Source organism: Rhodobacter sp. CZR27 (genome assembly GCF_002407205.1).
In the GTDB taxonomy this organism is placed as follows: Bacteria; Pseudomonadota; Alphaproteobacteria; order Rhodobacterales; family Rhodobacteraceae; genus Cereibacter_A.
This window is the reverse complement of sequence record NZ_CP023548.1, coordinates 961,025-986,490: the sequence shown is the minus strand read 5'-3', so window position 1 is coordinate 986,490 and position 25,466 is coordinate 961,025. Positions and strand designations below refer to the sequence as shown.

Genomic DNA, 25,466 nt, shown 5'->3' with positions numbered 1-25,466 from the left:
CCAAGAAGGAGTCGGAAGAGGTCTGGGCGTTCATCGGCTGGCCTTGCTGGTCTGGTGGGGGCACCCGCCCCTTGCCGGGACATCGAGGTTGGTCGCGATGGTCCGAAGCATCGTGACGAGATCCGCGCGGCGCGCCGGGTCGATCCCCTGCAGCGCCTCGGCATAGACCTCGTCGGCGATGGCCGTGATGCCGGCATAGGCGTCGAGCGTCTTTTGCGTGGGCACGACAAGCCGGGCGCGCCGGTCGCAGGGGTCGGCTTCGCGTCGCACCCACCCGCCCTGCTCCATCCGGTCGATCAGGCGCGAGACGCTGATCGGCTCGATGTCCAGCAGATCCGCCAGCCGCGCCTGAGTCGCACGGGGCTCGCGGGAAAGCTGGGCCAAGAGCCGCCATTGTGCCGTCGAAAGGCCAAGATGGCTCGTCCGCGCCTCGAAGCGCTTGCGCACCGCGCGGGCGGCATCGTGCAAGAGCAGCCCCAACCTGTCCGTGTCCTGTTTCATGCGCATGACTTATTATAAGCATGCTCACCAATCAAGGCCGTCCCGGGTTCCGCGCGAGGTCGTGATCGCCTGTGCGATGGACGGGGCTGGAACAACAACCTGACGGTGCGGCTTCCACCCGGCCGGAGGTGTGGCAGGGTCCATCGAGTCACGTTTCGGTCAATCCGGACGCCACGCCTTGATCGCGGAACACGAGGAACATATTAAGAACACATGAAACGCGATCTCGCCCGCAAGCTCGCGATCCTGTCGGATGCGGCGAAATACGACGCCTCCTGCGCTTCCAGCGGGGGCGAGCGGCGCGAGTCGAGCGACGGCAAGGGCCTCGGCTCGTCCGGGGGCAGCGGGATCTGCCACGCCTATGCGCCGGACGGGCGGTGCATCAGCCTGCTCAAGATCCTGATGACCAATTTCTGCATCTACGACTGCGCCTATTGCGTGAACCGCGCCTCGTCGCAGGTCGAACGCGCGCGCTTCACCGTCGAGGAGGTCGTGACGCTGACGGTGGAGTTGTACCGCCGCAACTACATCGAGGGGCTGTTCCTGTCCTCGGGCATCATCCGCTCGCCCGATGAGACCATGGCCGCGATGGTGCGGATCGCAAAGACCCTGCGCGAGCGGGAGAATTTCCGCGGCTACATCCACCTGAAGACCATCCCCGATGCCGCGCCCGAATTGATCGAGCAGGCGGGCCTTTACGCCGACCGGCTGTCGATCAACGTCGAGCTTCCGACCGAAACGGGACTGGGGCGGCTGGCCCCCGAGAAATCGGCGACCGGCATCCGCAAGGCGATGGCCGAGGTGCGGCTGCGGCGCGAAGCCTCGCGCGAGCCGTCGCACCGCGGCAAGCGGCCGGCGCGCTTCGCGCCCGCGGGCCAGTCCACGCAGATGATCGTGGGCGCAGACGGCGCGAACGACGCGGCGATCCTCGCCAGCGCCTCGACGCTTTATGCCAATTACGGGCTGTCTCGGGTGTATTACTCGGCCTTTTCGCCGATTCCCGATGCGTCGCGGGCGTTGCCGCTGGTCCGGCCGCCGCTGCTGCGCGAACACCGGCTCTATCAAGCTGACTGGCTGCTAAGGTTCTACGGGTTCGACGCGGGCGAGATCGCGACGGGCGGAATGCTCGATCTGGAGGTCGATCCAAAGCTTGCCTGGGCGATGGCGCATCGGGGGGCCTTTCCGGTGGATGTGAACCGCGCCCCGCGCGAGATGCTTCTGCGCGTGCCGGGGTTCGGAACAAGGACCGTGGCGCGCATCCTTGAGGCGCGGGCCCATGGCGCGGTGCGCTATGAGCATCTTGCGCCGATGGGGGCGGTGATGAAGCATGCCAAGCCATTCATCATCGCGCCCGGCTGGCGGGCGGCCGGGCTTGACGATGCCGCGCTCCGGGCCCGCTTTGCGCCCCCGCCCGAGCAGTTGAGCCTGTTCTGATGCACGAGGTCGTGCTGCCCCGGATCGGCACCGTCCACGCCTGGCGCCGCGAGGCGCGCGCCCTTGCGCAGGCCGGCGTTCCTGCGGCGGAGGTGCTCTGGCGCGTCGGCGAGGCGGAGGCCGACCTCTTTGCGGAACGTGCGCCGCCTGCTGCAGCGACGCGCCAGATCCGGCTTCCTCGCGAGGCGGTGGCGAGCTTCGAGGCCGCGCTGTGCCATGCCGATCCGGAACGCTTTGCCCGCGCCTATGCGCTGCTCCTGCGGCTGGATGCAGGCGAGTTGCGCTGGGGTGACCGCACCGATCCGCCCATGCGGCGGCTGCTCGCGCAGGAAAAGACCGTCCACCGGGAGATCCACAAGATGCATGCCTTCGTGCGCTTCCGCGAGGTGCCGCCCGACGGCCCCCGCCGGGCCTTCGCGGCGTGGTTCGAGCCCGATCATCCGGTCGAGGAGGCCGCGGCACCCTTCTTCGCCCGCCGCTTCGGCGACATGGACTGGGTCATCGTGACGCCGGAGGTCACAACCCGCTTCGTGGACGGCACGCTTTCCTTCACCGAGACCGTGAGCCGCGAACGCCCGCCCCCCGATGCGACCGAAGACCTCTGGCGCACCTATTACGCCGGCATCTTCAACCCGGCGCGGCTGATGCCGAAGGCGATGCAGGCCGAGATGCCGAAGCGCTACTGGAAGAACCTGCCGGAGGCCGCGCTGATCCCCGCGCTGATCCGCGGGGCGGAACAGCGGGCGCGCGACATGCAGGCCGCCGCGCCCACCGAGCCGCCCGCGCGCCGGGCGGCGATCGAGCGGCAGCGCCAGCCGTCGGCGCCTCCGCCGCCGGGGTCGCTGGACGAGCTTCGCGCACAGGCCGCAGAGTGCCGGCGCTGCAACCTGTGGTCCGCGGCCACGCAGGTGGTGTTCGGAGAGGGCCCCGCCAGCGCGGCGCTGATGGTGGTGGGCGAGCAGCCGGGCGACCGCGAGGATCTGGTCGGTCGTCCCTTCGTCGGGCCGGCGGGTCAGGTCTTCGACGAGGAGGCCGGAAAGGCAGGTCTGGACCGCAGGACGCTCTTCGTCACCAATGCCGTGAAGCACTTCAAGTTCACCCCCCGGGGCAAGCGACGCATCCACCAGAAGCCGGACGCTGGTGAGGTGTCCGCCTGCCGCTGGTGGCTGGATCTGGAGCGGGAGCTGGTCCGGCCGAAGGTCATCGTCGCCATGGGGGCGACCGCGCTCGCCTCGCTCACCGGATCGGGTGCCGGGTTGCTGCGGCGGCGCGGTCAGGTCGAGACGCTGCCGGACGGCACGCCGGTTCTGGTGACGGTGCATCCGTCCTACATCCTGCGCCTGCCCGATGAAGCGGCGCGCGAGGCCGAACGCGCGCGCTTCCGCGACGACCTTCGCGCGGCCCGCGACCTGCTCGAGACCCATCGCTGAGCAGGCGACGTGCGGCACGCGCAGGTGCGTCGTGCGAAGCGGCGGCCTATCCGGATCAAGCAACGGCCTGCCACCAGACGCAACGGACAGCCGCAGCTGCGCCCGTTCGCGATCACGCGCCGCCAACCGGTGGCCGGCTTCGGACGCCCTCGCTCAGACCTCCGGCGCGTCGGGCTTCGGGATCGGGCTCGGGACGCGCTCGACGGCAGTCTCGTCCCATTGCGGATCCTTGCGTTTGATCCGCCGCGAGATCAGCCACGCGACCGGCCACGACAGCAGCAGGCCCGCAAGGACGGCAACGGCGATCGGCGCCCAGCCATACCAGCCGAAGGTGAAGAACAGGATCACCGAGCCGCCGGTGATCACGGCGCCGGTCATCAGCGTCAGGATGATGCTCAGGCGGTCCATTGCCGGCTCCGGCGCTGCCCGGACGGAGAGGTCGCTTCAACGGCCACAGGCGCGGGGCGTGCCCGGCGCACGAATGGCAGAAGCATCGCGAACAGCGCGGCCGCCGCGAAGGTGAGGCTCAGGGAAAGGGTCGGGCTTGACATGGCTCTGTCCTCCGGTGGGGCGGCCGGGCCGCTGTCCATGTCAACGCAGGCGTTGCCGGCTTGTTCCGCCTCAGCCCTCCGGGCGGCAGACGGCGTCGGACAGCGCCCGCTCCAGCGCGCCCGGCGTGACCGGCTTCTCGATCACCGTTGCGCGCGGATCGGCCGGCAGGCTCGAACTCGCATAGCCGGTGGCGAAGACGACCGGCACGCCCTCGCCCAGCAGGCGGCTGCCGAGGTCGAACGAGGTCCGGCCATGGCTGAGGTTCACGTCCAGCAGCGCGATGTCGGGCAGCGCCTCGGACACGAAGCGTTCGGCGGCGGGCAGCGAATAGGCCATGTCGATCAGCTCGAACCCCATGTCCCGCAAGGTCTCGACCGTCTCCATCGCGATGATCGCCTCGTCTTCAAGGTAGAGGATCCGCATGGCGGAGGGGGTCCAGGTCACTGTCGTAGTCCACTTCGGTTGCTGCATTCCAGGGCAGGGCCACAACGAGGCGCAGTCCGGAGGGTTCCCAGTGGCTCTCGATACTGCCATAGAATGAGCCCTCTACCATGGACCGCATCAGTTGGGTGCCAAAACCCTCGCGCGAGGGCGGTTTTGCCGGCGGACCGCCGCTCTCCTGCCACACCATACGGAACTCCTCGCCCTCGCCCTCGTCGACGCGCGACCAGCGCACCGCGACCCGCCCCTCGGGGCGGGAGAAGGCGCCGTATTTCGAGGCATTGGTGGCCAGTTCGTGGATCACCATCCCGAGGCTCAGCGTGGCGCGGGCATTGAGCCGCATGTCGGGACCGCGCAGCGTCACGCGCTCGTCGCCATAGACGTTCTGCAATTCGAGCGCGAGGATGTCGCGCAGCGCCGTCGAGGCCCAGTTCTCGGCGGTCAGCAGGTTGTGGGTATTGGCCAGCGCGCGGATGCGCTGCGCCAGCGTCTCGAGGATCGCCTGCGGGTCGCCCTGCTCGCGCCGCGCCCGGTTCACCAGCGCGATCACGTTCGACAGCATGTTCTTCACCCGGTGCTGCAGTTCGCGCATGATGCGGCGCAGGTCGGCCTGCAGTTCCAGCAGCCGCGTGACGTCGGTGATGTTGAAGCCCACCGCCCGCACGCCATCGCTGCGATGGACCGGATACCAGTCCACCTCCCACACCCGCTGCACCTGGGGATCGTCGCCACTGACACCGCGCAGCACCTGCCGCAGCACGGGCTGGCCGGTGTCGAACACCCTGCGGACCGAACTCACCATCCGGCCCGCAAGATCGGGATGCACCTCCGAGATCGACCGGCCGACGATGGTGTCCGGCGGCAGGCCGCTGAACTCGGCCATCTTCGGATTGGCGCGCAGGTAGCGGAAGTCGCGATCTACCAGCCCCATGGCGCCGGGACTGCCGAGATAAAGCTCCTCGATCTCCTCGGCGCTGGCGCGGGCCTCGGCGCTGGCGGCCTCGGCGGCGCGGGCATAGCGCGTGACGGCCGTGACGTCGAAGACCGAGAAGACCACGCCCCCGGCCTCGGCCGAGCCGTTGCGGTAGGGGGCGAAGCGGACGATGACCTCGGCCCTGCCATCGCTCGAAAGCAGCGCGATCTCCTGCGGCATGCCTTCGGCGGCGACCTTCCGGCTGGTCTCCGCGATGACCGCCATGTCGAGCTGCGAGCCGATGTCGGTGATCTCGCGCCCCCGGTCCTGATCGACGAAGCGGAACCATGTCGCGGCCTCCGGCGTGAAGCTGCGCAGCCGGAGATCGCGGTCAAGGAAGACCGTGGCGATCTGCGTCGAGTCCATGAAGCTCGCCAGATCGGCATTCGCCTCGGCCAGCTCCGCCAGCTTGGTCTGGAGTTCCTCGTTGGTGGTGGACAGCTCCTCGTTCGCCGACTGAAGCTCCTCGTTCATCGACATCATTTCCTCGTTGGAGCTTTTCAGCTCCTCGTTCGAGGTCTCGAGCTCCTCCACGGTGGTGCGAACCATCCGCCGCGCCTCTTCCAGCTCATCCTCGAGCTGGCTGACATAGCCCTCGTCCAGCACGATGCCGGCGTCGGCGTCCGGAAGCGCCGCCGGGGCGGAAAAGGTCACGAGACGCGCCCCATTAGTCAGGGTCTCGGCGCCGATCAGGACGCCCTGCGGAAACTCGGGTCCGAGCGCATCTGCCCGGGTCTGCCGGAAGCCGCCGCCCGCCAGCGCGCCCGCCGTCAGCAGCCGGCGCACCGCCGGCTCCAGTTCGGGCAGGATCAGGGCGCGGATCCCCAGCGAGGCGGTGCCGGAATTGAGCCGCACGAAACGCTCGGCGCCCGGGCCCACGCGCGTTACCTCGTCCTGCGGGCCGATCAGCAGGAAGGGTGGCACGTGCCGCGTCAGCAGCGCCTCGGCCGCGGCGGAGGGCAGGCCGAACACCTGCTCGGGCACGGGAACGGGCAAGGGCGGCTCGGCGCCCAGCGCCGTGCCGCGGAAGCCGCGCGGCAGGTCGAGCGGCCGCGCCGGTCCGTCGTTGCGCCGGTAGATCCGGTGCTCGGCCACCAGTTCGGCGAAGGGATCGCCCGCCGCCCTCGCCGTCTCGGACGGGCCAAGCATCAGGAATCCGCCCGGCCGCAGCGCGTAGTGGAACACCCGATGCGCCAGTTCCTGCAGCCCGTGGCCGAAGTAGATCAGCAGGTTGCGGCAGGTCACGAGGTCGAGCCGCGAGAACGGCGGATCCTTCACGAGGCTCTGCGACGAGAAGCGGACGACATCGCGAAGGTCGCCGCGCACCTCGAACCCGCTGCGCGTGGGCAGGAAATACCGGTCGAGGTATTCGGGGGGAACCTCGGCGGCGATCGCGTTCGGGTAATGCGCCCGCCGCGCCACGGCGAGGGCTTCCTCGTCGATGTCGGTGCCGAACACCGACAGCCGCGCGCGATGGTCGGTCCGCGCCATGGCATCGGCCAAAATCATCGCGACCGAATAGGCCTCCTGCCCGGTGGAGCAGCCCGGAACCCAGACCCGGATCTCGTCGCTGCGGCCCTTGCCTTCGAGGATGGCGGGCACCGCGACCTGCTTCAGCGCCTCGAAGGCGGCGGGGTCGCGGAAGAAGCTGGTGACGTTGATCAGGAGGTCGCGGAACAGCCGGTCGGCCTCGGCCCGGTTCTGCACCAGCTCGCGCAGGTAGTCGCCGGGCTGGTCGAGCCCCAGCACCGACATGCGCAGCGTGATGCGGCGCAGGAGCGTCCCGCTCTTGTAGCCCGAGAAGTCGTGGCCGGTGCGATAGCGGACGTTGCGCACCACCTTCTCGATGAACTCCGCGTCGCTCTCGATGGTGGGGGCGATGCCCGAGGCACGGTCGTGGAAGTCGCGCAGCACGCCGATCATCTCGGCCGCCGGCAGCACCAGATCCACCGCGCCTGTGGAGATCGCGGCCCGCGGCATGCCGTCATAGCGCGAGTCCTTGGGGTCCTGCGCGAAGACGAGGCCCCCGGCCTCCTTAATCGCGCGCACCCCGCTGGAGCCGTCCGAGCCGGTGCCCGACAGGATCACCCCGGCCGACTGCGCGCCGTGCTCGCGTGCCAGCGCCTGAAGGAACGAGTCGATCGGCCGGCGCAGGCCGCGCGGCGTATCGAAGGGCTGCAGCTTCAGCCGCCGGCCCTCGATGTCCAGCGCGAAGGCGGGCGGAATGAGATAGACGTTGCCGGCCTGCACCTCCATCCCGTCCTCGATGGGCTGCACCGGAAGCCGCGTGCGCTTGGACAGAAGCTCGGGCAGCAGGCTTTCGTGCTCGGGATCGAGATGCTGCACGAGGATCAGCGCGAAGGGATCGGACGGCCGCAGCGCACCCAGGAGGCTCTGGAAGGCTTCCAGCCCTCCGGCCGAAGCCCCGATCCCGAGCAGGATCGGGTCCCGCGCAGCGGCGGGCGATGGGACTGGGGCCAATTCCGTCATCGGTTCGAACTTTCGTCTGGCACTGGTGCGGGCCGGGGCATAGGCTCCGCCGTCACAGGAGTCCCCGGGCCATGCAACAGAAGCAGTTCGAGAAGATCCGCGCAGTCTTTGACCGATCGGGCGTGGCACTCACCCTTGTGGACATGTCCCTTTCCGAGCAGCCGCTGGTTCTGGCCAATCCCCCCTTCCTCAAGATGACAGGTTACACCGAGGGGCAGGTTCTGGGCCTCAACTGCCGCTTCCTGCAGCGCGACGCGCCGAACGAGGCGGCACGGGCCGAGATCCGGGATGCGCTCGCGCGCGGGGTGGAGGTGCAGGTCGTGCTGCGCAACTTCCGGGCCGACGGCACGCCGTTCGACAACCTGCTGTTCCTGCATCCCATCGGTGGCCGGCCGGATGCGCCCGGCTACTTCCTCGGGTCCCAGTTCGAGCTTGGCCGGCCGGCCGGCGACAACGCCAATGCGGCGGCGAGCCATGCCGGACTTCTGACCCGGGATCTCGAGCGGATCAGCGATGTCGCCACGCGGGTCGAGATGGACAGCCGCCGTCACCTTGCGGATGCCGCCGCAGCCATGGTGCGGGCGTGGGAAAGACGGCGCTGACGGCGACGGGAAAAAGGCGGCGCTGCGGATCGGCTCACCCATTCCCGGCAGCCCGGCTGGATGGCGTGCCGGCTCGCGCCGGACTTCGCGGGCGCTGACCGGACACCTCTCCGGCCCCTCCTCCGGACGGGTCAGGCGCGGTGCTTCCCGGTCTGACATCCGATGCGGCACACACGGACCTCTCCGCCTCGGCGGGTCGCGTCGGGCCGCCGAGCGGGGGCGGATAGGCGGCAAAGGGCATCATTTGACGGTGCGTCCGGACGTTTCGCCGCAGCAACGCGGCGACTGCCGTCCCGGTTCCGGCCACCCTGCCGCAGACCTGCAAATTACCGCAACGCCGGGGGAAGGACGCCACTGCCCCCGGCACCGGAGGGGGACTGTGCCCGCCCGTCCGTCGACCGCGGCGGGTCCGGGGCCGCGCCGCCACTGGCGCAGGCGAAGTCGCCGGTCGCGCCGCCTCACCCACACGCGGCACAACGGTCCCGCCATTATCGCTGCACCTGCGGAACCGCGCCGCGGCAAGTCCGGTTGAGCCGCGCGATGTCAGTTCAGATGATGGGAATGCGCGATGAATCACGACCGCCAAGCGAGCCTTGCTGCAACACGGACGGTTCCTCTGGCGGAAGGCCAAGGCATCCCTTGCGGACACCGGGCCGGCGCTGAACCGGGCAGACGGTCGGCGCTCCTGCACCGCAGCATCGCAAAGGTGCGCACGGGCAGCGACCCTGCCGGGGACGGTCCGCGCCACCTGCCTGCCCGTGGCCTTCCCGAGGCCGCGCTGGCGGCGCCTTCCCGCACCGGATGCCCGGCATGAGGCGCCCCGTCCGCCCGGCGGCCCCGCTCCGGTTCGATGCAGCCTCTGCCCATCCCAACCGGCTGGGGGCGGATTTTGACGGCGAGGGGACGAATTTCGCACTGTTCTCCGAGAATGCGACGCGGATCGAGTTGTGCCTCTTTGCCGAGGACGGGCAGACCGAGACCCATCGGATGGACCTGCCCGCCTACGAGGGCGGGATCTGGTATGGCTACCTGCCCGGCATCCAGCCGGGCCAAGCCTATGGCTACCGCGTTCACGGCCCCTACGAGCCGGAGGAAGGTCACCGCTTCAACCCCGCCAAGCTGCTGGTCGATCCCTATGCACGCGAACTGCGTGGCGACCTCGTCTGGGACGATGCGCTTTTCGGCTATCCGGTGGGCGGCGCGGATACCGACCGCGACGACCGCGACAGCGCGGCCTTCATGCCCAAGGCCGTGGTGGTCGATCCGGCCTTCGACTGGGAGGCCGACAATGCGCTGCGCCACCGCTGGGAGGAGACGGTGATCTACGAGGCCCATGTGAAGGGCCTGACCATGCGCCACCCCGGCGTGCCCGAGGAGGACCGCGGCACGTTCCGCGGCCTCGCCTCGCCCGCGATCATCGAGCATCTGAAGGCAATCGGCGTCACCGCGATCGAGCTTCTGCCGGTGCACGGCTTCCTGAACGACCGCCACCTGATCGAGAAGGGCCTGTCGAACTACTGGGGCTACAACACGCTGTCCTTCTTCGCGCCGCATCGGCCCTATACGAAGACGGGGTCGATGCGCGAGGTGAAGCAGGCGATCAAGCGCTTCCACGATGCCGGCATCGAGGTCATCCTCGACGTGGTCTACAACCACACCTGCGAGGGGAACGAGAAGGGCCCGACGCTCTCGTTCCGCGGCATCGACAATGCCTCCTACTACCTGCTTTCGCCCGAGGCGAAGCAGCATTCCTTCGACACCACCGGCACTGGCAACACGCTGAACGTGGCGCATCCGATGGTGCTGCGGATGGTGATGGACTCCTTGCGCTACTGGGTCGAGGTCATGCACGTCGACGGCTTCCGCTTCGACCTTGCCTCGACGCTGGGGCGCGAGCCGCAGGGCTTCGAGCGCGGCGGCTCGTTCTTCGCGGCGATCCGGCAGGACCCGGTGCTTTCCATGGTGAAGCTGATCGCCGAGCCCTGGGACATCGGCGAGGGCGGCTATCAGGTCGGCGGCTTCCCCTGGCCGTTCCGCGAATGGAACGACAAGGCGCGCGACGACCTGCGCGCGTTCTGGCGCCGAGACCCGGGGCTGATCGGCGATGTCTCGCAGCGGCTGCTGGGCTCGCCCGTGCAGTTCTCGCATTCGCACCGGCCGGCGACCTCGTCGGTCAACTTCCTTGCCGCGCATGACGGCTTCACGCTGTGGGACCTCGTGTCCTACAACGACAAGCACAACGAGGCGAATGGCGAGGACAACCGCGACGGCCATTCGCACAACATCTCGCACAACCTGGGTGCGGAGGGGCCGACCGACGATCCGGGCATCCTCGAGGCGCGGATGCGACGGGTGAAGGCGATGCTCGCCACGCTCTTCGTCTCGCAGGGGGCGCCGATGATCCTTGCGGGCGACGAGTTCGGCCAGAGCCAGCAAGGCAACAACAACGCCTATTGCCAGGACAACGAAATTGCCTGGCTCGACTGGGAGGCAGCACGGCCGGAGTTGATCGAGGCGGTGTCGGACCTTGCCACGTTCCGCCGGGCAGAGGGCGGGATCGCCCGCGCGCGCTTCGCGACGGGGGTGGATGCGGTCCAGCACGACACGCCGGCCGCCACATGGCTGCATCCCGCGGGTCGCGAGATGGAGGCGGCCGACTGGGAGGACGAGGGGCTGCGGATCTTCGGCCTGCGCCTCGACCTGCCGAAGGGCCGCGACGTGCTGATCGTGCTGAATGCCGGCGACGACGCGACCTTCGCGCTGCCCGAAGGCCCGTGGCGGCTGAGGATCGACACGACGCGCGACCGCGTGGCCTGCGATGAACAGGTGGAAGGGACGATCCCCGTCGGATGGCAGAGCGTCGCCGTCCTCGTCGCGCCGGAGTGATCGGGGAAATCGGCTGACGGGGCGGTTTCCCCGCCCTGTCCGGCATCGGGTGGGGTGCCGGGCACGAAGTCCCTGCGCGCCGCTGCCGTTCGCGTATAGGCTGAACGCGCCGCGGCGGGCTGGCGATGCACGCCCCTGCCCCGGGTCCCGACAGCGGCTATGAGGCCAGAGCCGCCAGCCGTGCATGGGCCGAGACGCCACGCATGTCGAGCGTCACGTCGCGCAGGAAGACGTTCTCGGACAGGTTGATCTTCAGCAGCCTGCGCTCGGTCAGCGGCGGGCCGAACAGGCCCTTGCGGATCAGCGCCTCCTCCTGACGGCTGAGACGGATGACCTCTGGCCCCGCCTCGGCCTGAACCGAGACGAAGGTCAGCGGAGAGATGTAGGCCATGTCCGACTGCTCTACCACCAGATGCAGCACCCCCTCGGTCATCTGGCGCCGCGCCGCAATCTTGGTCAGGATCGCCCGCCCGCGCACCTGCAGAAGATCGAGGCCCCGGTCGGCCTCGGCGCGGTCGATGATCTGCGCCCGCCGCTCCTTCGGAACGCGCAGCACGTTCGACTCGACGAAGAGGATCGCGACGATCATCAGGATGGGCGCCTGCGCGATGGCGATGGCGCTTTGCGGCCAGATCAGCATGGCCACCACGAAGGGCGCGAGCACGGCGAGAAACCGCAGGATCTGCGCCTCGAAGATCATCCGCCAGACGAGGCGGACGGGAAATCCGCGCCGCGGGATCAGCATGACCCGTCCGAAGATGCGCCGGGGCACCTGCCGCGTTTCCAGCGCGCCCTTGTTCCAGACGGTGGACGGACTGACGATGAACATGGACGGGCCTCGGACCTCCCTCCTGGCTTCTCGGTCTTGCGCAGTGAAGATGATAGGACCGCGCCGAAGGCTTCCAAGTTCCCGCGCGAACTGCCCGGACGGCGGGCAGACGCGGCCCAGTCGCGGCTCTTCACGCGATTGTGGCGCGCCGTGCGCGGGCCGCGGGCTTTTCCGTCGCGCCGGCATGGCCGACTGGGCTACAACGACGACGGAAGATGCGGACGGGAACGTATCACGGGCTCGCGGCAATTCGGGGAGGGACGATGTCACTGCTGAAGCAGAGCCTGCTTGTTCTGGCGGTCGCCGCCGCCCTGCTGGTGATCTGGGTGCTCTATGTGCCCGCGGCCCGGCCGCTGCTGGCGCGGGTGGGGCTGCTGGAGCCGATGGCCCGCATCGGCATCGTGGCCGAGGACGCCGAGGCCGAGGCCGCGCCCGGCCCGCAACGGGGCGGCCCCGGCGGTCCGGTGCGCGTGCTGGCCAGCGCCCCGGCCGAACGTCTCCTCAACGCCGTCGTGACCGCAGTGGGCACGGCCCGCGCGGTGCGCAGCGTGACCGTCTCACCCGAGGTCGAGGGCCGGGTCGCCGCGATCGGGGCCGTGTCCGGCGGGCGCGTGGCGGCCGGGGCGGTGCTCGTGGAACTCGACAGCGAGGCGGCGCGGATCGCCGTGGACCGCGCGAACCTCGTCCTGGCCGACACGCGCGAGGATCTGGAGCGCGTGCGCCGTCTCAGCGGCTCGGGCGCCACGACCGACATCGCGCGGCAGGAGGCGGAACTGGCCGAGAAGACCGCGGAGCTGGAACTCCAGCAGGCGCGGTTCGAGCTGTCGCAGCACCGCATCCTCGCCCCCTTCGACGGCTGGGTCGGCATCATCGAGATCGAGGTGGGTGACCGGGTCAACCGCGGCGATGCCATCACCCGGATCGACGACCGGTCGAGCCTTCTGGTCGATTTCCGGGTGCCCGAGCGCGTGGTGGGCCAGATCGGCCTTGGCGATGCGATCACCGCCACCGCACTTTCCGGCTCGCAGGAGCCGCTGGAAGGCGCGATCAGCGCGCTCGACAACCGCGTGGACGAGGCGAGCCGCACGCTGCGCGTGCAGGCCACCATCCGCAACGCCGACGACAGGCTGCGGGCCGGGATGGCCTTCTCGATCCGGCTTGCCCTGCCGGGAGAGCCGCGCCCCGCCGTCGATCCGCTGGCGATCCAGTGGGGATCGGAGGGCGCCTATGTCTGGGTGGTGCGCGGCGGCAAGGCCGAGCGCGTTGCGATCCAGATCCTGCAGCGCGACGAGGAGGCCGTGCTGATCCAGGCCGCGCTGCGACCCGACGATCTGGTGGTGACCGAGGGCGTCCAGTCCCTGCGCCCCGGCGCGACCGTCGAGGTGCTCGACCCCTCGGGCCTCGCCGCCGGTCCCGCCGGCTCGCGGAGCTGACGCCATGACCCTGCCCGAGCCCGACGAACGCGAACTCGCCCATTCCGCCACCGCCCTCTTCATCCGTCGGCCGATCCTCGCCTTCGTGCTGAACGCGCTGATCCTGCTGGCCGGGCTCGCCGCGCTCTATGGCGCCGACGTGCGCGAACTGCCGGACGTGGACAGCCCCGTCATCACCGTCTCGACCGATTTCGACGGCGCCTCGCCCGAGACCATCGACCAGGAGGTCACGGACGAGATCGAGGGCGCGGCCAGTCGGGTCGCGGGGGTGAAGTCCATTTCCTCGACCTCGCGCTTCGGCTCCAGCCGGGTGACGGTCGAGTTCAACGACGACGTGGACCTCGACGTGGCCGCAAGCGACATGCGCGACTCGATCTCGCGCATCCGCAACAACCTGCCCGACGACGCCGAGGAGCCGCGCATCGTCAAGGCCGACGCCAATGCCGAGGCGGTGATGCGCGTGGCCGTCACCTCCTCGCGCCGCTCGTCCCAGGATCTCACCCAGCTCGTCGAGGATCAGGTGGAAAGCCGGCTTCTGGCCGCGCCGGGCGTGGCGGACCTGCAGATCTACGGCGACCGGCAGCCGGTGTTCCGGGTGGACATCCGCCAGATGCAGCTCGCCTCGCGCGGGCTGACGCTGGCCGACCTGCGCACGGCGCTGGCGAGCGTCGCCTATGACGCGCCGGCAGGCTCGCTCAGTTCGAGCCGCCAGAGCCTCGTGGTGCGGACCACCGCCACCGTGACCACGCCCGAAGCCTTCGAGGCGCTGGAAGTGGCCCCGGACGTGCGGCTGGGCGATGTCGCCTCGGTCTCGCTGGGGCCGGAACCGGGCGCAACCTACCTCCGCGCCAACGGCGAGAACGGCGTGGGGCTTGGGGTGATCCGGCAGGCGCAGAGCAACACGCTGGAAATTTCCAAGGCCGTGCGCGCCATCGTGGCCGACCTGCAGGACGAATTGCCCGAGGACGTGCGGATCTTCGTGACCTCGGACGATGCCACCTTCATCAACGGCGCCATCCACGAGGTCGAGATCGCACTGGGCCTGTCGGTGCTGATCGTGGTGGGGATCATCTACCTCTTCCTGCGCGACGCCCGTGCCACGCTGATCCCGACGCTGGCCATTCCGGTCGCGCTGGTGGGCACGCTGGCGGCGATCTGGCTGGTCGGCTTCTCGATCAACATCCTGACGCTGCTCGCGCTGGTACTGGCGACGGGCCTTGTCGTGGACGACGCCATCGTGGTGCTGGAGAACATCGTGCGGCGGCGCTCCGAAGGCATGGGCGCGCGTGCGGCGGCGGTACTCGGCACGCAGCAGGTGTTCTTCGCGGTGATCGCGACGACGACGACGCTCGCCGCGGTCTTCGTGCCGCTCTCGTTCCTGCCGGGCCAGACCGGGGGGCTCTTCCGCGAGTTCGGCTTCACGCTGGCGATCGCGGTGCTTCTTTCGGCCGTCACCGCGCTCAGCCTCTGCCCGGTGCTGGCCAGCCGCTTCCTGCGCGCGGGCGGCGAGGTCGAGGGTCACGGGCCGGTGGTCTGGCTCGGCCGGAAGCTGGCCGGGATCTACCGCGTGACGCTTCGCTGGGCGCTGAACGCGCCGATGGTGACGCTGGCCGTGGCTCTCGGTTTCGCGCTGACAGCGACCTTCCTCTTCGGCACGCTGAAACAGGAACTGACCCCGCCCGAGGACCGCTCGGTGATCCTTCTGTCGGTGCAGGCACCGCAGGGCGTCGCCCTCGACTATACCGACGGCAAGATGCGCGAGATCGAGGACCTGCTGATCCCGTTGCGCGAGGCAGGCGAGGTGGTGAACGTCTTCGCCATCGCCGGACAGGGCGGACGCGACAACCGCGGCTTCATGGTGATCGCGCTGGCGCCGTGGGAGGCGCGCGAGCGCAGCCAGCAGGAGATTGCCGACGAGATCAACGCCGGCCTGCGCAAGGTCGTTGGCATCCGGGCCTTCGCGATCCAGCCGAACTCGCTGGGCGTTCGCGGCGCGGGCCAAGGCCTGAGCTTTGCAGTGGTCGGCGACAGCTACGCGACGCTGGCCGATAGCGCGCAGGCGCTGGTGGACCGGATGGAGGAGAACCCCGCCTTTGGCCAGGTCCGCGTGGGCTACGAGACCACCCAGCCGCAGCTGTTCATCGAGGTGGACCGCACCCGCGCCTCGGATCTTGGCATCGAGATCGCGGGGCTGGGCGAGGCGCTGCAGGCGGTGCTCGACGGGCGGACCGTGGGCACCGTGTTCCTCGACGATGCAAGCTACGACATCCAGATGCTCTCGACCGCCGAGCCGGTGAACGACCCGGCGGATCTGGAGCGGATCTTCGTGCAGACCGGCGATGGCCAGATGGTCCCGATCTCGAGCTTCGTCACGCTCACCGAACGCGCCGTCGCGCCCGAGCTTTCGCGCGAGGGGCAGATGCGCTCGGTTCCCGTCTCGGCCAGCCTCTCGCCCGCGTTGCCGCTGGGCGACGCGCTGGACGAGGTGGAGCGGCTGGCCGCCGACATCCTTCCGCCCGACAGCCGGATCGAGCCGCTGGCCGAGGCCGCCACGCTGGGCGAGACCTCCTCGGGGCTGAGCGTGACCTTCGGCTTCGCCATCGTGATCGTGCTGCTGGTGCTGGCGGCGCAGTTCGAAAGCTTCGTCTCGGCAGTGATCGTGATGGCCACCGTGCCGCTGGGCCTCGCCTGCGCCATCTTCGCGCTGGTGATGACGGGCGGCAGCCTCAACGTCTACAGCCAGATCGGGCTGGTGCTGCTCGTGGGCATCATGGCCAAGAACGGCATCCTGATCGTGGAATTCGCCAACCAGTTGCGCGACGAGGGCCATCCCGTGCGCCGCGCGATCGAGGATGCCTGCGCGATCCGCCTGCGCCCGGTGATGATGACGATGATCGCCACCGTGCTCGGCGGTCTGCCGCTGGTCTTCGCGGCCGGCGCCGGGGCCGAGGCGCGCGAGGTGCTGGGCTGGATCATCGTGGGGGGCCTCGGCCTTGCCACCGTCGCCACGCTCTACCTCACGCCGGTCGCATATCTGCTGCTGGCCGGGCTCACGACGCCCAAGGTCGAGGAACAGACCCGGCTGCTGCACGAGCTGCACGAGGCGACGCAGCCGAAGGCGCATGCGGAATAGGCCCGCACGATGCGCGGGAACAGGCTTCCGGGCGTCCTTGCCGGGACGCCGGCCGCCTGCGAAGATCCGCGCCATCCCGTGCGGCGGCGCGCCGCGCTCACATCCGTCGAAGGCCACCGCCATGATCCTCTCGCGAATGCCGCTCCTGCTGCTGCTTGCCCTTCCCGCCTGCGGGGGCGGCAGTGCCCCCCCGGCCCCGGCGCAGGGCGACCTGCACCGTCCGGGCATGGCCAACCCGGCCTCGGTCTATTGCAGCCGCCTCGGCGGCCGGCTCGAGATCCGCAGCGAAGGCGCGGGGCAGTCCGGCTATTGCAACCTGCCCGACGGCCGGACAGTCGAGGAATGGGAGCTTTACCGCGACAGCGAGCCGCTCTGACCGGCGCCGCCCGGGCCGCGGAAGCCTTGCCAGCCTGCCGCCCGGGCGCTAAGGCGACCGCGCCCGCATGAAGGAGAGGCCCGCCGATGATCCCGCGCTATTCCCGTCCCGAGATGGTGGCCATCTGGTCGCCCGAGACCAAGTTCCGCATCTGGTTCGAGATCGAGGCTCATGCCTGCGACGCGCAGGCGGCCCTTGGCGTGATCCCGAAGGCCAATGCCGAGGCCGTCTGGAAGGCCGCCGACGCGACCTTCGACGTGGCCCGCATCGACGAGATCGAGGCGGTGACGAAGCATGACGTGATCGCCTTCCTGACCCATCTGGCCGAGATCGTGGGATCGGACGAGGCGCGCTTCGTCCATCAGGGCATGACCTCGTCGGACGTGCTCGACACCACGCTGAACATCCAGCTCGTTCGCGCGGCAGACCTGCTGCTTGCCGGCCTCGACCGGGTGCTTGCCGCGCTGAAAACCCGCGCCTACGAGCACAAGGACACCGTCCGGATCGGGCGCAGCCACGGCATCCACGCCGAGCCGACGACGATGGGCCTGACCTTCGCCCGCTTCTACGCCGAGATGGCGCGCAACCGCTCGCGCCTCGTCAACGCCCGCGCCGAAGTCGCCACGGGTGCGATCTCCGGCGCCGTCGGCACCTTCGCCAACATCGATCCGGCGGTGGAAGAGCATGTCTGCGAAAAGCTCGGCCTTCTCCCCGAGCCGATCTCGACCCAGGTGATCCCGCGCGACCGGCACGCGATGTTCTTCGCCACGCTCGGCGTCATCGCCTCCTCGATCGAGAACGTCGCCATCGAGATCCGCCACATGCAGCGCACCGAAGTCCTTGAAGCGGAAGAGTTCTTCTCGCCCGGCCAGAAGGGCTCGTCGGCCATGCCGCACAAGCGCAACCCGGTGCTGACCGAGAACCTGACCGGCCTCGCCCGGCTGGTGCGCATGGCGGTGATCCCGGCGATGGAGAACGTGGCGCTCTGGCACGAGCGCGACATCTCGCATTCCTCGGTGGAGCGTGCCATCGGGCCGGACGCCACGATCACGCTCGACTTCGCGCTGCACCGGCTGGCCGGCGTGGTGGAGAAGCTCGTGGTCTACCCCGAGAACATGCTGAAGAACATGAACAAGTTCCGCGGCCTCGTGATGAGCCAGCGCGTGCTTCTGGCGCTGACGCAGGCCGGCGTGAGCCGCGAGGACAGCTATCGCCTCGTCCAGCGCAACGCGATGAAGGTCTGGGAGCAGGGCCGCGACTTCAAGGAGGAGCTGCTGGCCGATCCGGAAGTGACCGCCGCCCTGTCGCCCGCCGAGATCGAGGAAAAGTTCGACCTGGGCTATCACCTCAAGCACGTCGACACGATCTTCGCCCGCGTCTTCGGCGCCTGAGCCCGTCACGCTTGCGTGAAGCCCCGCGGTCTCTTGCCGCGGGGCGAATCGTGCTACCCTCCCGCGGGTGCGATTGCTGACCTTGCCATCCCATCCTGACAGGAGGACTGCATGACGAAGCTTACCCTCGCGGCGCTCGCGCTGATCGCGGCCCCCGCGCTCGCCTTCGCCGACTGCAATGCAAAGCACCAGACCACCGCCTCCGCCTGCGGCGAGGGCCAGATCTACGATCCGGTGGTGAAAGGCTGCATCAACGCCTCGAGCTAAGGCGCCATTAACCGCACGGACGCCATCCTGCCCCCGAAACTGCAAGCGAATCGGGGAACCATGTCACAGGCTCTGGCGCGCATCCGGCCCGCGCAGCGGGCGGTTGCCATCGACAGGGACGAGGGGGCGCCGCGCCCCCTCTCCCGCCGCGAAAAGGCGGCGATCATCGTGCGGTTGCTGCTCGCGGAAGGTACGCCGCTGCCGCTGACCGCGCTGCCCGACGACATGCAGGAAGGCCTGGCTGAGCAGATGGCGCGCATGCGCACCATCGATCGCGCCACCATGACCGCGGTGGTCGAGGAGTTCGTTTCGGAACTGGAAGCGGTGGGCCTGTCCTTCCCGGGTGGTCTCGAGGGCGCTCTGGCGGTCATGGACGGCCATATCAGCCCCGCCGCCGCGACCCGCCTGCGCCGGCAGGCCGGGGTCCAGTTCAAGGGCGACCCGTGGGAGCGGCTGGTGACCATGCCGCCCGAAAGCCTTGTGCGCGTGCTGGAGGAGGAGAGCGTGGAGGTGGCCGCCGTCATGCTTTCGAAGCTGCCGGTGGCGAAGGCCGCGGACCTGCTGAGCAAGCTGCCGGGCGAGAAGGCGCGCCGGGTGGCCTATGCCGTCTCGCAGACCGGAAGTGTCGAACCCGAGACGGTCCGCCGCATCGGGCAGTCGCTGGCGGCGCAACTGGATGCCGAACCCCCGCGCGCCTTCGCCTCCACGCCTGTCGAACGTGTGGGTGCGATCCTGAACGTCTCGGCGGCGCTGACGCGGGACGAGGTGCTGAAGGGGCTGGAAGAGGAGGATGCCGCCTTCGCCGAACAGGTGCGGAAGGCGATCTTCACCTTCGAGCATGTGCCGCAGCGGCTGCTGGGCCGGGACGTGTCGAAGGTCACCCGGGCGGTGGACCAGTCGCGTCTGGTGGCCGTCATCGCCGCCGCGCAATCGCGGCCGGAACTGGTGGAGGGTGTGGAGTTCCTCCTTGCCAACATGTCGCAGCGCATGGCGCAGGCGCTGCGGGAAGAGGCCGCCGCCCGCAGCAAGGTGAAGGACAAGGAGGCGGAAGAGGCGATGAACGCCATCGTCGCCGCCATCCGCCAACTGGAGGCGGCAGGCGAAATCGTGCTGGTCACGCAGGACGAGGAGGACTAGTGCGCGCATCCCGCGGGTAAGGCTCCAGAACCGCAGGCGGAGCTTCTGCGCTTGGCGCCCTGACCTGCGCGACCCGCGCTGGCCGGCATCCGCCGAGCCCGACCCGCTTCCGGCGGTGCCGCTTGAGGTCCACGGCTCCGCCCTCTATGTCTTCCGCCAGTCAACGAGGGCGGCGGCTGCCGCGAAGACGCATGGCATCCAGACGAACCGGCCCCGCGGCATGGGCGCAAGACCGCCTGCTGCGCACCCTGATCGGGGCCCTGCTGCTTCTGCCCTACGAGTGGCGCGTGCCGCTCTGCGGCTGGGTGATGTCACGCCTCATCGCGCCGCTTGCCGGGTGGGACCGGCGCGTCCGCGACAACCTCGCCCGGGTCATGCCCGACCTGCCGGAGGCCGAGGTCCGCCGCCTAATGCGCCGCGTGCCCGACAATGTCGGCCGCTCGGTCATCGAATCCTATTCCGGGCGCGAGTTCGTGGAACGCGCCGCGCGCCATCCCGTCGGCGGGCCGGGGCTGGCCACGCTGGAAGCGGCCCATGCCGAGGGGCGGCCGGTGGTCATCGTCACCGGCCATTTCGGCAACTACGACGCTAGCCGCGCCGCGCTGATGGCGCGCGGCTTCCGAATCGGCGGGCTTTACCGCCCGATGAACAACCGGTATTTCAACGAACACTACGTCCGCGCCATGGCCGCGATCGGCGAGCCGATCTTCCCGCGCGGCAAGCAGGGCCTTGCCGGAATGCTGCGCCACCTGCGCGGCGGCGGCATGCTGGGCCTGCTGATCGATGTCCACATGCGTGACGGCGCCGTGCTGCAGTTCTTCGGACAGCCGGCGAAGACAGCCCTTTCCGCAGCCGAGCTTGCCCTGAAATACGATGCGCCGCTGGTGCCGGTCTATGCGATCCGCGCCGCGAACGGCCTCGACTTCACCATCCGCGTCGGCGCGCCGATCCCGCGCGGTACGCCTTCCGAGATGACGCAGGCGCTGAACGACTCGCTGGAAGAAATCGTCCGGGACCACATGGACCAGTGGTTCTGGATCCACCGTCGCTGGCGCGTCCCGGCGCGCGCCTCCGCCGCCTGACCGCGGGGCAGTCGTTCAGATCAGCCGCACGGGCGTGCCGACCCGCGCGAGGGCGAAAAGCTCGGCGATGTGCTCGTTCGAAAGCCCGATGCAGCCCAGCGTCGTCTCGCGGCCGATGCGGGCGGGATCATCGGTGCCGTGGATGCGGAAGTGATCCCATTCGAGGTGCAGCGCATGGCTGCCGAACGGATTGCCCGGTCCGGGCGGCACGCTCGCCGGCAGATGCGGCTCGCGCTCGCGCATCCAGGGCGTCGGCCGCCAGGTCGGACCCTCCACCTTCCGGATCACCCGCGTTCCGCCGACCCGCGCGAATTCGCGCGCGCGGGGAACCGAGGCCGGGAAGCTGCGGTAGAGACGCTCATCTTCTGCCCAGAAATGCACGGTCCGTTCGCGCAGGTCGGCCAGGATGGCGCCGTCGCCAAGCGAGGGAAAGTGGTGGCGCCAGTCCGGTGCCCGGAGGGCGGGCTCGGCCCCGGCCCGCGCGCCGCCGGCGAGGGCCAGGCCCGTCAATGCGGCCGCCGCAGCCGACAGGAGGCCCCGCCGGCGGAGGTTGAACTTCTGCATCGAAACTTACCTGCTCGTTATCTTTTTCTTGCAGGCTGCGACTCGCGGCCGCGCCCTGCGTCGAAGGTGCGGCGGGCGTCCGATCCCGGCAAATCACGAAGTGTTGCCGCGGGGGAATTCCGCCGATCGCCCGCCCTGCCGCATGCGGAACCCGCAGCCGTGCCGCCATGCTGGGCGGGCAGCGAAGATCCGGCGCCGCCGCTCAGTGACTGTGCGCGGACGCGCCTGTCCCGCCGTCGTGCGCCACCCTATCTTGCCGGCACATCGTCAGGGAGACCACCATGCCGTCACTTCCCGCAGAAACCCGCATCGGCCATGTCCATCTGAAGGTCGCCGACCTCGATCGCGCCATCGCTTTCTATTCGGGCGTCCTCGGCTTCGAGGTGCAGCAGAGGTTCGGCACGCAGGCCGCCTTCCTCTCGGCCGGCGGCTATCACCATCACATCGGGCTCAACACCTGGGAGAGCCTGGGCGGGCGTCCCCCGGCACCGGGCACGACGGGCCTCTACCACACCGCGATCCTGTTCCCCGACCGGGCCTCGCTTGGCGCCGCGGTGCGCCGGGTGATCGAGGCCGGGCTGCCGCTCGAGGGTGCGGCCGATCACGGCGTGTCCGAGGCGGTCTATCTGCGCGATCCCGACGGCAACGGGGTGGAACTCTATCGCGACCGCGTCGCCGAAGACTGGCCGCGCGACGGCGACGGCGGCCTTGCAATGGTCACCCGCCGACTCGACCTCGATGCGCTGCTGGCCGAGGCCGCCTGACCGCGGCGACCGGGCGGCCCGCCATCTGGACCCCGCCCGCCGCCGGTGATTAAGTGGCGCCGCTAGACGCAGGAGATCACCATGGCATTCGGCAGGAACATCCGCACCTTCTTCGAGGGACGCTGGCACGACGGCGACGTCCCGGTCATGCGCGCGGCCGACCATGGCATCTGGCAGGGCTCCTCGGTCTTCGACGGGGCGCGGCATTTCGAGGGCGTGGCGCCCGACCTCGAGGCGCATTGCGCGCGCGTCAACCGCTCGGCCGAGGCGCTGATGATCACGCCGACCGTCGGCACCGACGAGATGGTCGCGATCGCGCGCGAGGGCCTCAGGGCCTACGGCAAGGATCAGGCGGTCTACATCCGGCCGATGTACTGGGCGCTCGACGGCTCGGAACTCGGGGTCGCGCCGAAGCCGGGGGCGACCGGCTTTGCGCTCTGCCTCGAGGAGGTGGCCATGCCCGCGCCGGAAGCCACCACCACCCTCACCCGCACCCGCTTCCGCCGGCCCGTGCTCGAGGACAACGTGTGCAACGCCAAGGCCGGCTGCCTTTATCCGAACAACGCGCGGATGCTGGTCGAGGCGAAATCCAAGGGCTTCGGCAACGCGCTCGTGGCCGATGCGATGGGCAACGTGGCCGAGACGGCGACCGCCAACGTCTTCATGGTCAAGGACGGCGTGGTCTTCACGCCGATCGCCAACGGCACCTTCCTGTCCGGCATCACCCGCGCGCGCCACATCGCGAACCTGCGCGCCGATGGCGTGGACGTGGTCGAGACCGTCCTGACCTTCGACGACTTCCACGGAGCGGACGAGGTCTTCCTGTCGGGCAACTTCGCCAAGGTGACGCCGGTGACCGCGTTCGACGGCACCTCCTATCAGGTCGGCCCGGTCACGAAGCTCGCCCGCCGCCTCTACTGGGACTGGGCGCACTCGGCCGGCTGAGGACTTGCGCGCCCGCAGCGGCTTCGCCATCATCCCCGCCGGTCAGGAGGACGTCATGCGCAAGTTTCTGGTCGTGCTGGACGACAGCCGCGAGTGCCTGAACGCGATGCGGTTTGCGGCCCTGCGCGCGGCCCACACCGGGGCGGGGGTGCAGATCCTGTCGATCATCCCGCCCGAGGAATACCAGCACTGGATGGGCGTGGCCGACCTGATGCGGACCGAGGCGCGCGAGCGGATCGAGGCGCATTTCGAAGTCTTCGCCAAGTGGATGCGCGACCGGCAGGGCATCGATCCGGAACTGGTGATCCGCGAGGGCGACCCGGTGCAGGAGATCCTCGCCCAGGTTAAGGAGGATCCGTCGATCGGCGTGCTCGTGCTCGGCGCCTCGACCGAAAAGTCGGGGCCGGGGCCGCTGGTGACGCAGATGAGCCGGAACTCGGGCAACCTGCCGATCCCCATCACCATCGTCCCCGGCGAGATGTCGAAGGAGCGGCTGGAGGCGATAACCTGATCGGTGCGTGGCGTGCTGCGGCGCTTCCAACCCGTGGCGTGCGGTCGTGGATCAGGGCCGGGCGCAATTCTTGACTTTAAGCGTCAGGAAGCGCATATCGAGGCCTGATCGCGGAGGCTTCCCCATGTTCATCCAGACTGAATCCACGCCGAACCCGGCGACGCTGAAGTTCCTGCCGGGCCAGACCGTGCTCGAGGCCGGCACCGCCGACTTCGCCAGCGCCGAGGCCGCGGCCCCGTCGCCGCTGGCGCGGCGCATCTTCGCCACCGGCGGCGTGTCGGGCGTGTTCTTCGGCACCGACTTCGTCACCGTGACGAAGGAGGACAGCGTGGCCTGGGATCACATCAAGCCCGCGATCCTCGGCGCGATCATGGAACACTACCAGTCCGGCGCCCCGGTGATCGAGGGCGAGCAGGCGGCCTCGGGCCATGCCTCGCACGACGGCCCCGATGCCGATGTCGTGCGCCAGATCAAGGAGTTGCTGGACACCCGCGTGCGTCCGGCAGTGGCGCAGGATGGCGGCGACATCACCTTCCACGGCTTTGACCGCGGCATCGTCTACCTCCACATGCAGGGCGCCTGCGCGGGCTGCCCCTCCTCCACGCTGACGCTGAAGATGGGGATCGAGAACCTGCTCCGGCACTACATCCCCGAAGTGCTGGAGGTCCGCCCGGTTGCGGCCTGAGCCCCGCCTTCTGGCCTTCGACACATCGGCCGCGCATTGCGCGGCCGCTTTGCTCTCGGGCGAGCGGCTTCTGGTGTTGCGCGACGAGGCGATGGACAAGGGTCAGGCGGAACGCCTGATCCCGCTGCTTGAGGAGATGCTGGCCGAGGCCGGAATGAGTTGGCGCGATCTCGACGCGCTGGCAGTGGGCACCGGCCCAGGCAATTTCACCGGCGTGCGGATCGCGGTGTCAGCCGCGCGCGGCCTTGCGCTGGCGCTGAAGCGGCCGGCGATCGGGGTGACCCGCTTCGACGCCCTGGCTTTCGGCCTTCCCGCGCCGGTTGCGGTGATCGAGGATGCCCGCCGGGGCGAGGTCTATCTGCGCGACGGCTTCGAGCCGCCGGTCATCGCGTTGCGCGACGGGCTGCAAGTGCGCGCGCCGCGGCAGGTCGGCAGCGCTGCCTTCGCCGATGTGGAGGCACCCCGGTTTCCGTTGGCCGAGGCGATCGCGCGCGTGGCGCTCTCGCGGCTGGGCGAGGATCATCCGCGGCCCGCGCCCTTCTACCTGCGCGGCGCGGATGCGGCACCGACCGCCGATCCCCCGCCGGTGATCCTGTGACGCCGGACGCCCTTGCCGCCCTGCATGGGCGGGTGTTCCTCACCCCCCGGCCATGGTCGGAGGCCGAGTTCACAGACCTTCTGGCCGATCCGACCGTCTTCCTGCTCGCCGAAGCGCAGGGTTTCCTTCTCGGTCGTGCCGTGGCAGGCGAAGCGGAGATCCTGACGCTCGCGGTGGCCCCCGAGGCGCGGCGGCAGGGTCTCGGCGCCCGGCTGGTGCAGGCCTTCCTGTCCGAGGCGGCAGCGCGCGCAGCGGACCATGCCTTTCTCGAGGTTGCGGCCGACAACGTCGCAGCCCTCGCGCTCTACCGCGGCGCGGGTTTTGCCGAGGCCGGCCGCCGGCGCGGCTATTTCGTCACGCGCGAGGGGACCCGGCTCGATGCGCTGGTCCTTGCGCGGGCCGCGGGCTGAGCCAGCGCCCCGCCTTCCGCCTGACGCCGCGG

General features: G+C 69.7%; 23 protein-coding genes. 17 read left to right on the top strand and 6 right to left on the bottom strand.

Translation table 11 applies throughout. The features are described 5' to 3' along the window. Positions 1–30: 30 nt before the first annotated feature. Complete coding sequence (locus CK951_RS04970) at positions 31–501, bottom strand: MarR family winged helix-turn-helix transcriptional regulator (protein ID WP_096787163.1); 471 nt, start codon at positions 499–501, stop codon at positions 31–33. Between the two features lie 213 nt (positions 502–714). Here CK951_RS04970 and CK951_RS04965 point away from each other — a divergent pair, with 213 nt between their 5' ends. Both CK951_RS04965 and CK951_RS04960 read left to right on the top strand, forming a co-directional pair. Then, positions 715–1,935, top strand: a complete 1,221-nt coding sequence (locus CK951_RS04965) for a putative DNA modification/repair radical SAM protein (protein WP_096785105.1) — start codon at positions 715–717, stop codon at positions 1,933–1,935. Next, the gene (locus CK951_RS04960) at positions 1,935–3,365 is read left to right on the top strand and encodes a UdgX family uracil-DNA binding protein (RefSeq protein WP_096785104.1); all 1,431 of its coding nucleotides are present in this window, start codon (positions 1,935–1,937) and stop codon (positions 3,363–3,365) included. The genes CK951_RS04965 and CK951_RS04960 overlap by 1 nt, the downstream gene beginning before the upstream one ends. Before the next feature lie 153 nt (positions 3,366–3,518). On the opposite strand, the gene CK951_RS04955 is transcribed toward CK951_RS04960, so the two are convergent. The 3 genes from CK951_RS04955 to CK951_RS04945 all read right to left on the bottom strand — a co-directional run bounded on the left by CK951_RS04955 (position 3,519) and on the right by CK951_RS04945 (position 7,812). Continuing rightward, positions 3,519–3,773, bottom strand: a complete 255-nt coding sequence (locus CK951_RS04955; protein WP_096785103.1) for a hypothetical protein — start codon at positions 3,771–3,773, stop codon at positions 3,519–3,521. Positions 3,774–3,986: 213 nt separating this feature from the next. Then, complete coding sequence (locus CK951_RS04950; RefSeq protein ID WP_096785102.1) at positions 3,987–4,340, bottom strand: response regulator; 354 nt, start codon at positions 4,338–4,340, stop codon at positions 3,987–3,989. Beyond that, a complete protein-coding gene (locus CK951_RS04945; protein ID WP_232520679.1) occupies positions 4,321–7,812 on the bottom strand; it encodes a chemotaxis protein CheB in 3,492 nt (1,163 codons plus the stop codon). The genes CK951_RS04950 and CK951_RS04945 overlap by 20 nt, the downstream gene beginning before the upstream one ends. An 80-nt stretch (positions 7,813–7,892) precedes the next feature. Here CK951_RS04945 and CK951_RS04940 point away from each other — a divergent pair, with 80 nt between their 5' ends. Both CK951_RS04940 and glgX read left to right on the top strand, forming a co-directional pair. Continuing rightward, positions 7,893–8,423: a PAS domain-containing protein gene (locus CK951_RS04940; protein WP_096785100.1), complete on the top strand. Its 531-nt coding sequence runs from the start codon at positions 7,893–7,895 to the stop codon at positions 8,421–8,423. 810 nt (positions 8,424–9,233) lie between these two features. Beyond that, a complete protein-coding gene (gene glgX / locus CK951_RS04935) occupies positions 9,234–11,309 on the top strand; it encodes a glycogen debranching protein GlgX (RefSeq protein ID WP_096785099.1) in 2,076 nt (691 codons plus the stop codon). A gap of 157 nt (positions 11,310–11,466) precedes the next feature. Here the strand turns inward: glgX and CK951_RS04930 are convergent, their stop codons facing one another. Further along, positions 11,467–12,138 carry a hypothetical protein gene (locus tag CK951_RS04930; RefSeq protein ID WP_096785098.1) on the bottom strand — a complete coding sequence of 224 codons (672 nt, stop codon included), beginning with the start codon at positions 12,136–12,138 and terminating at the stop codon, positions 11,467–11,469. Positions 12,139–12,401: 263 nt separating this feature from the next. Here CK951_RS04930 and CK951_RS04925 point away from each other — a divergent pair, with 263 nt between their 5' ends. From CK951_RS04925 to CK951_RS04895, 7 genes are all read left to right on the top strand, one after another. Continuing rightward, positions 12,402–13,571, top strand: coding sequence for an efflux RND transporter periplasmic adaptor subunit (locus CK951_RS04925; protein ID WP_096785097.1), 1,170 nt, complete (start codon positions 12,402–12,404; stop codon positions 13,569–13,571). 4 nt (positions 13,572–13,575) lie between these two features. After that, complete coding sequence (locus CK951_RS04920; protein ID WP_096785096.1) at positions 13,576–16,704, top strand: efflux RND transporter permease subunit; 3,129 nt, start codon at positions 13,576–13,578, stop codon at positions 16,702–16,704. 121 nt (positions 16,705–16,825) lie between these two features. Further along, positions 16,826–17,080 carry a DUF333 domain-containing protein gene (locus CK951_RS04915; RefSeq protein WP_096785095.1) on the top strand — a complete coding sequence of 85 codons (255 nt, stop codon included), beginning with the start codon at positions 16,826–16,828 and terminating at the stop codon, positions 17,078–17,080. Positions 17,081–17,166: 86 nt separating this feature from the next. Beyond that, the gene (purB, locus tag CK951_RS04910; protein ID WP_096785094.1) at positions 17,167–18,471 is read left to right on the top strand and encodes an adenylosuccinate lyase; all 1,305 of its coding nucleotides are present in this window, start codon (positions 17,167–17,169) and stop codon (positions 18,469–18,471) included. A 111-nt stretch (positions 18,472–18,582) separates the two neighbouring features. Further along, complete coding sequence (locus tag CK951_RS21315) at positions 18,583–18,738, top strand: hypothetical protein (RefSeq protein WP_096785093.1); 156 nt, start codon at positions 18,583–18,585, stop codon at positions 18,736–18,738. Positions 18,739–18,798: 60 nt separating this feature from the next. Further along, positions 18,799–19,875, top strand: coding sequence for a flagellar motor switch protein FliG (locus CK951_RS04900; protein ID WP_096785092.1), 1,077 nt, complete (start codon positions 18,799–18,801; stop codon positions 19,873–19,875). 191 nt (positions 19,876–20,066) lie between these two features. Further along, a complete protein-coding gene (locus CK951_RS04895; RefSeq protein WP_096785091.1) occupies positions 20,067–20,957 on the top strand; it encodes a lysophospholipid acyltransferase family protein in 891 nt (296 codons plus the stop codon). 15 nt (positions 20,958–20,972) lie between these two features. On the opposite strand, the gene CK951_RS04890 is transcribed toward CK951_RS04895, so the two are convergent. Beyond that, positions 20,973–21,521, bottom strand: coding sequence for a L,D-transpeptidase (locus tag CK951_RS04890; RefSeq protein ID WP_096785090.1), 549 nt, complete (start codon positions 21,519–21,521; stop codon positions 20,973–20,975). Between the two features lie 281 nt (positions 21,522–21,802). On the opposite strand from CK951_RS04890, the gene CK951_RS04885 reads away from it, so the two are divergent. The 6 genes from CK951_RS04885 to CK951_RS04860 all read left to right on the top strand — a co-directional run bounded on the left by CK951_RS04885 (position 21,803) and on the right by CK951_RS04860 (position 25,434). Next, the gene (locus tag CK951_RS04885; protein ID WP_096785089.1) at positions 21,803–22,285 is read left to right on the top strand and encodes a VOC family protein; all 483 of its coding nucleotides are present in this window, start codon (positions 21,803–21,805) and stop codon (positions 22,283–22,285) included. Positions 22,286–22,366: 81 nt separating this feature from the next. Then, the gene (locus tag CK951_RS04880; protein ID WP_096785088.1) at positions 22,367–23,230 is read left to right on the top strand and encodes a branched-chain amino acid aminotransferase; all 864 of its coding nucleotides are present in this window, start codon (positions 22,367–22,369) and stop codon (positions 23,228–23,230) included. 55 nt (positions 23,231–23,285) lie between these two features. Then, positions 23,286–23,741, top strand: coding sequence for a universal stress protein (locus CK951_RS04875; protein ID WP_096787162.1), 456 nt, complete (start codon positions 23,286–23,288; stop codon positions 23,739–23,741). 124 nt (positions 23,742–23,865) lie between these two features. Beyond that, positions 23,866–24,426, top strand: coding sequence for a NifU family protein (locus CK951_RS04870; protein ID WP_096785087.1), 561 nt, complete (start codon positions 23,866–23,868; stop codon positions 24,424–24,426). Further along, the gene (gene tsaB / locus CK951_RS04865) at positions 24,416–25,024 is read left to right on the top strand and encodes a tRNA (adenosine(37)-N6)-threonylcarbamoyltransferase complex dimerization subunit type 1 TsaB (RefSeq protein WP_096785086.1); all 609 of its coding nucleotides are present in this window, start codon (positions 24,416–24,418) and stop codon (positions 25,022–25,024) included. Before CK951_RS04870 ends, tsaB begins: the two co-directional genes overlap by 11 nt. Next, a complete protein-coding gene (locus CK951_RS04860) occupies positions 25,021–25,434 on the top strand; it encodes a GNAT family N-acetyltransferase (RefSeq protein WP_096785085.1) in 414 nt (137 codons plus the stop codon). Before tsaB ends, CK951_RS04860 begins: the two co-directional genes overlap by 4 nt. The last annotated feature ends 32 nt before the right edge of the window (positions 25,435–25,466 follow it).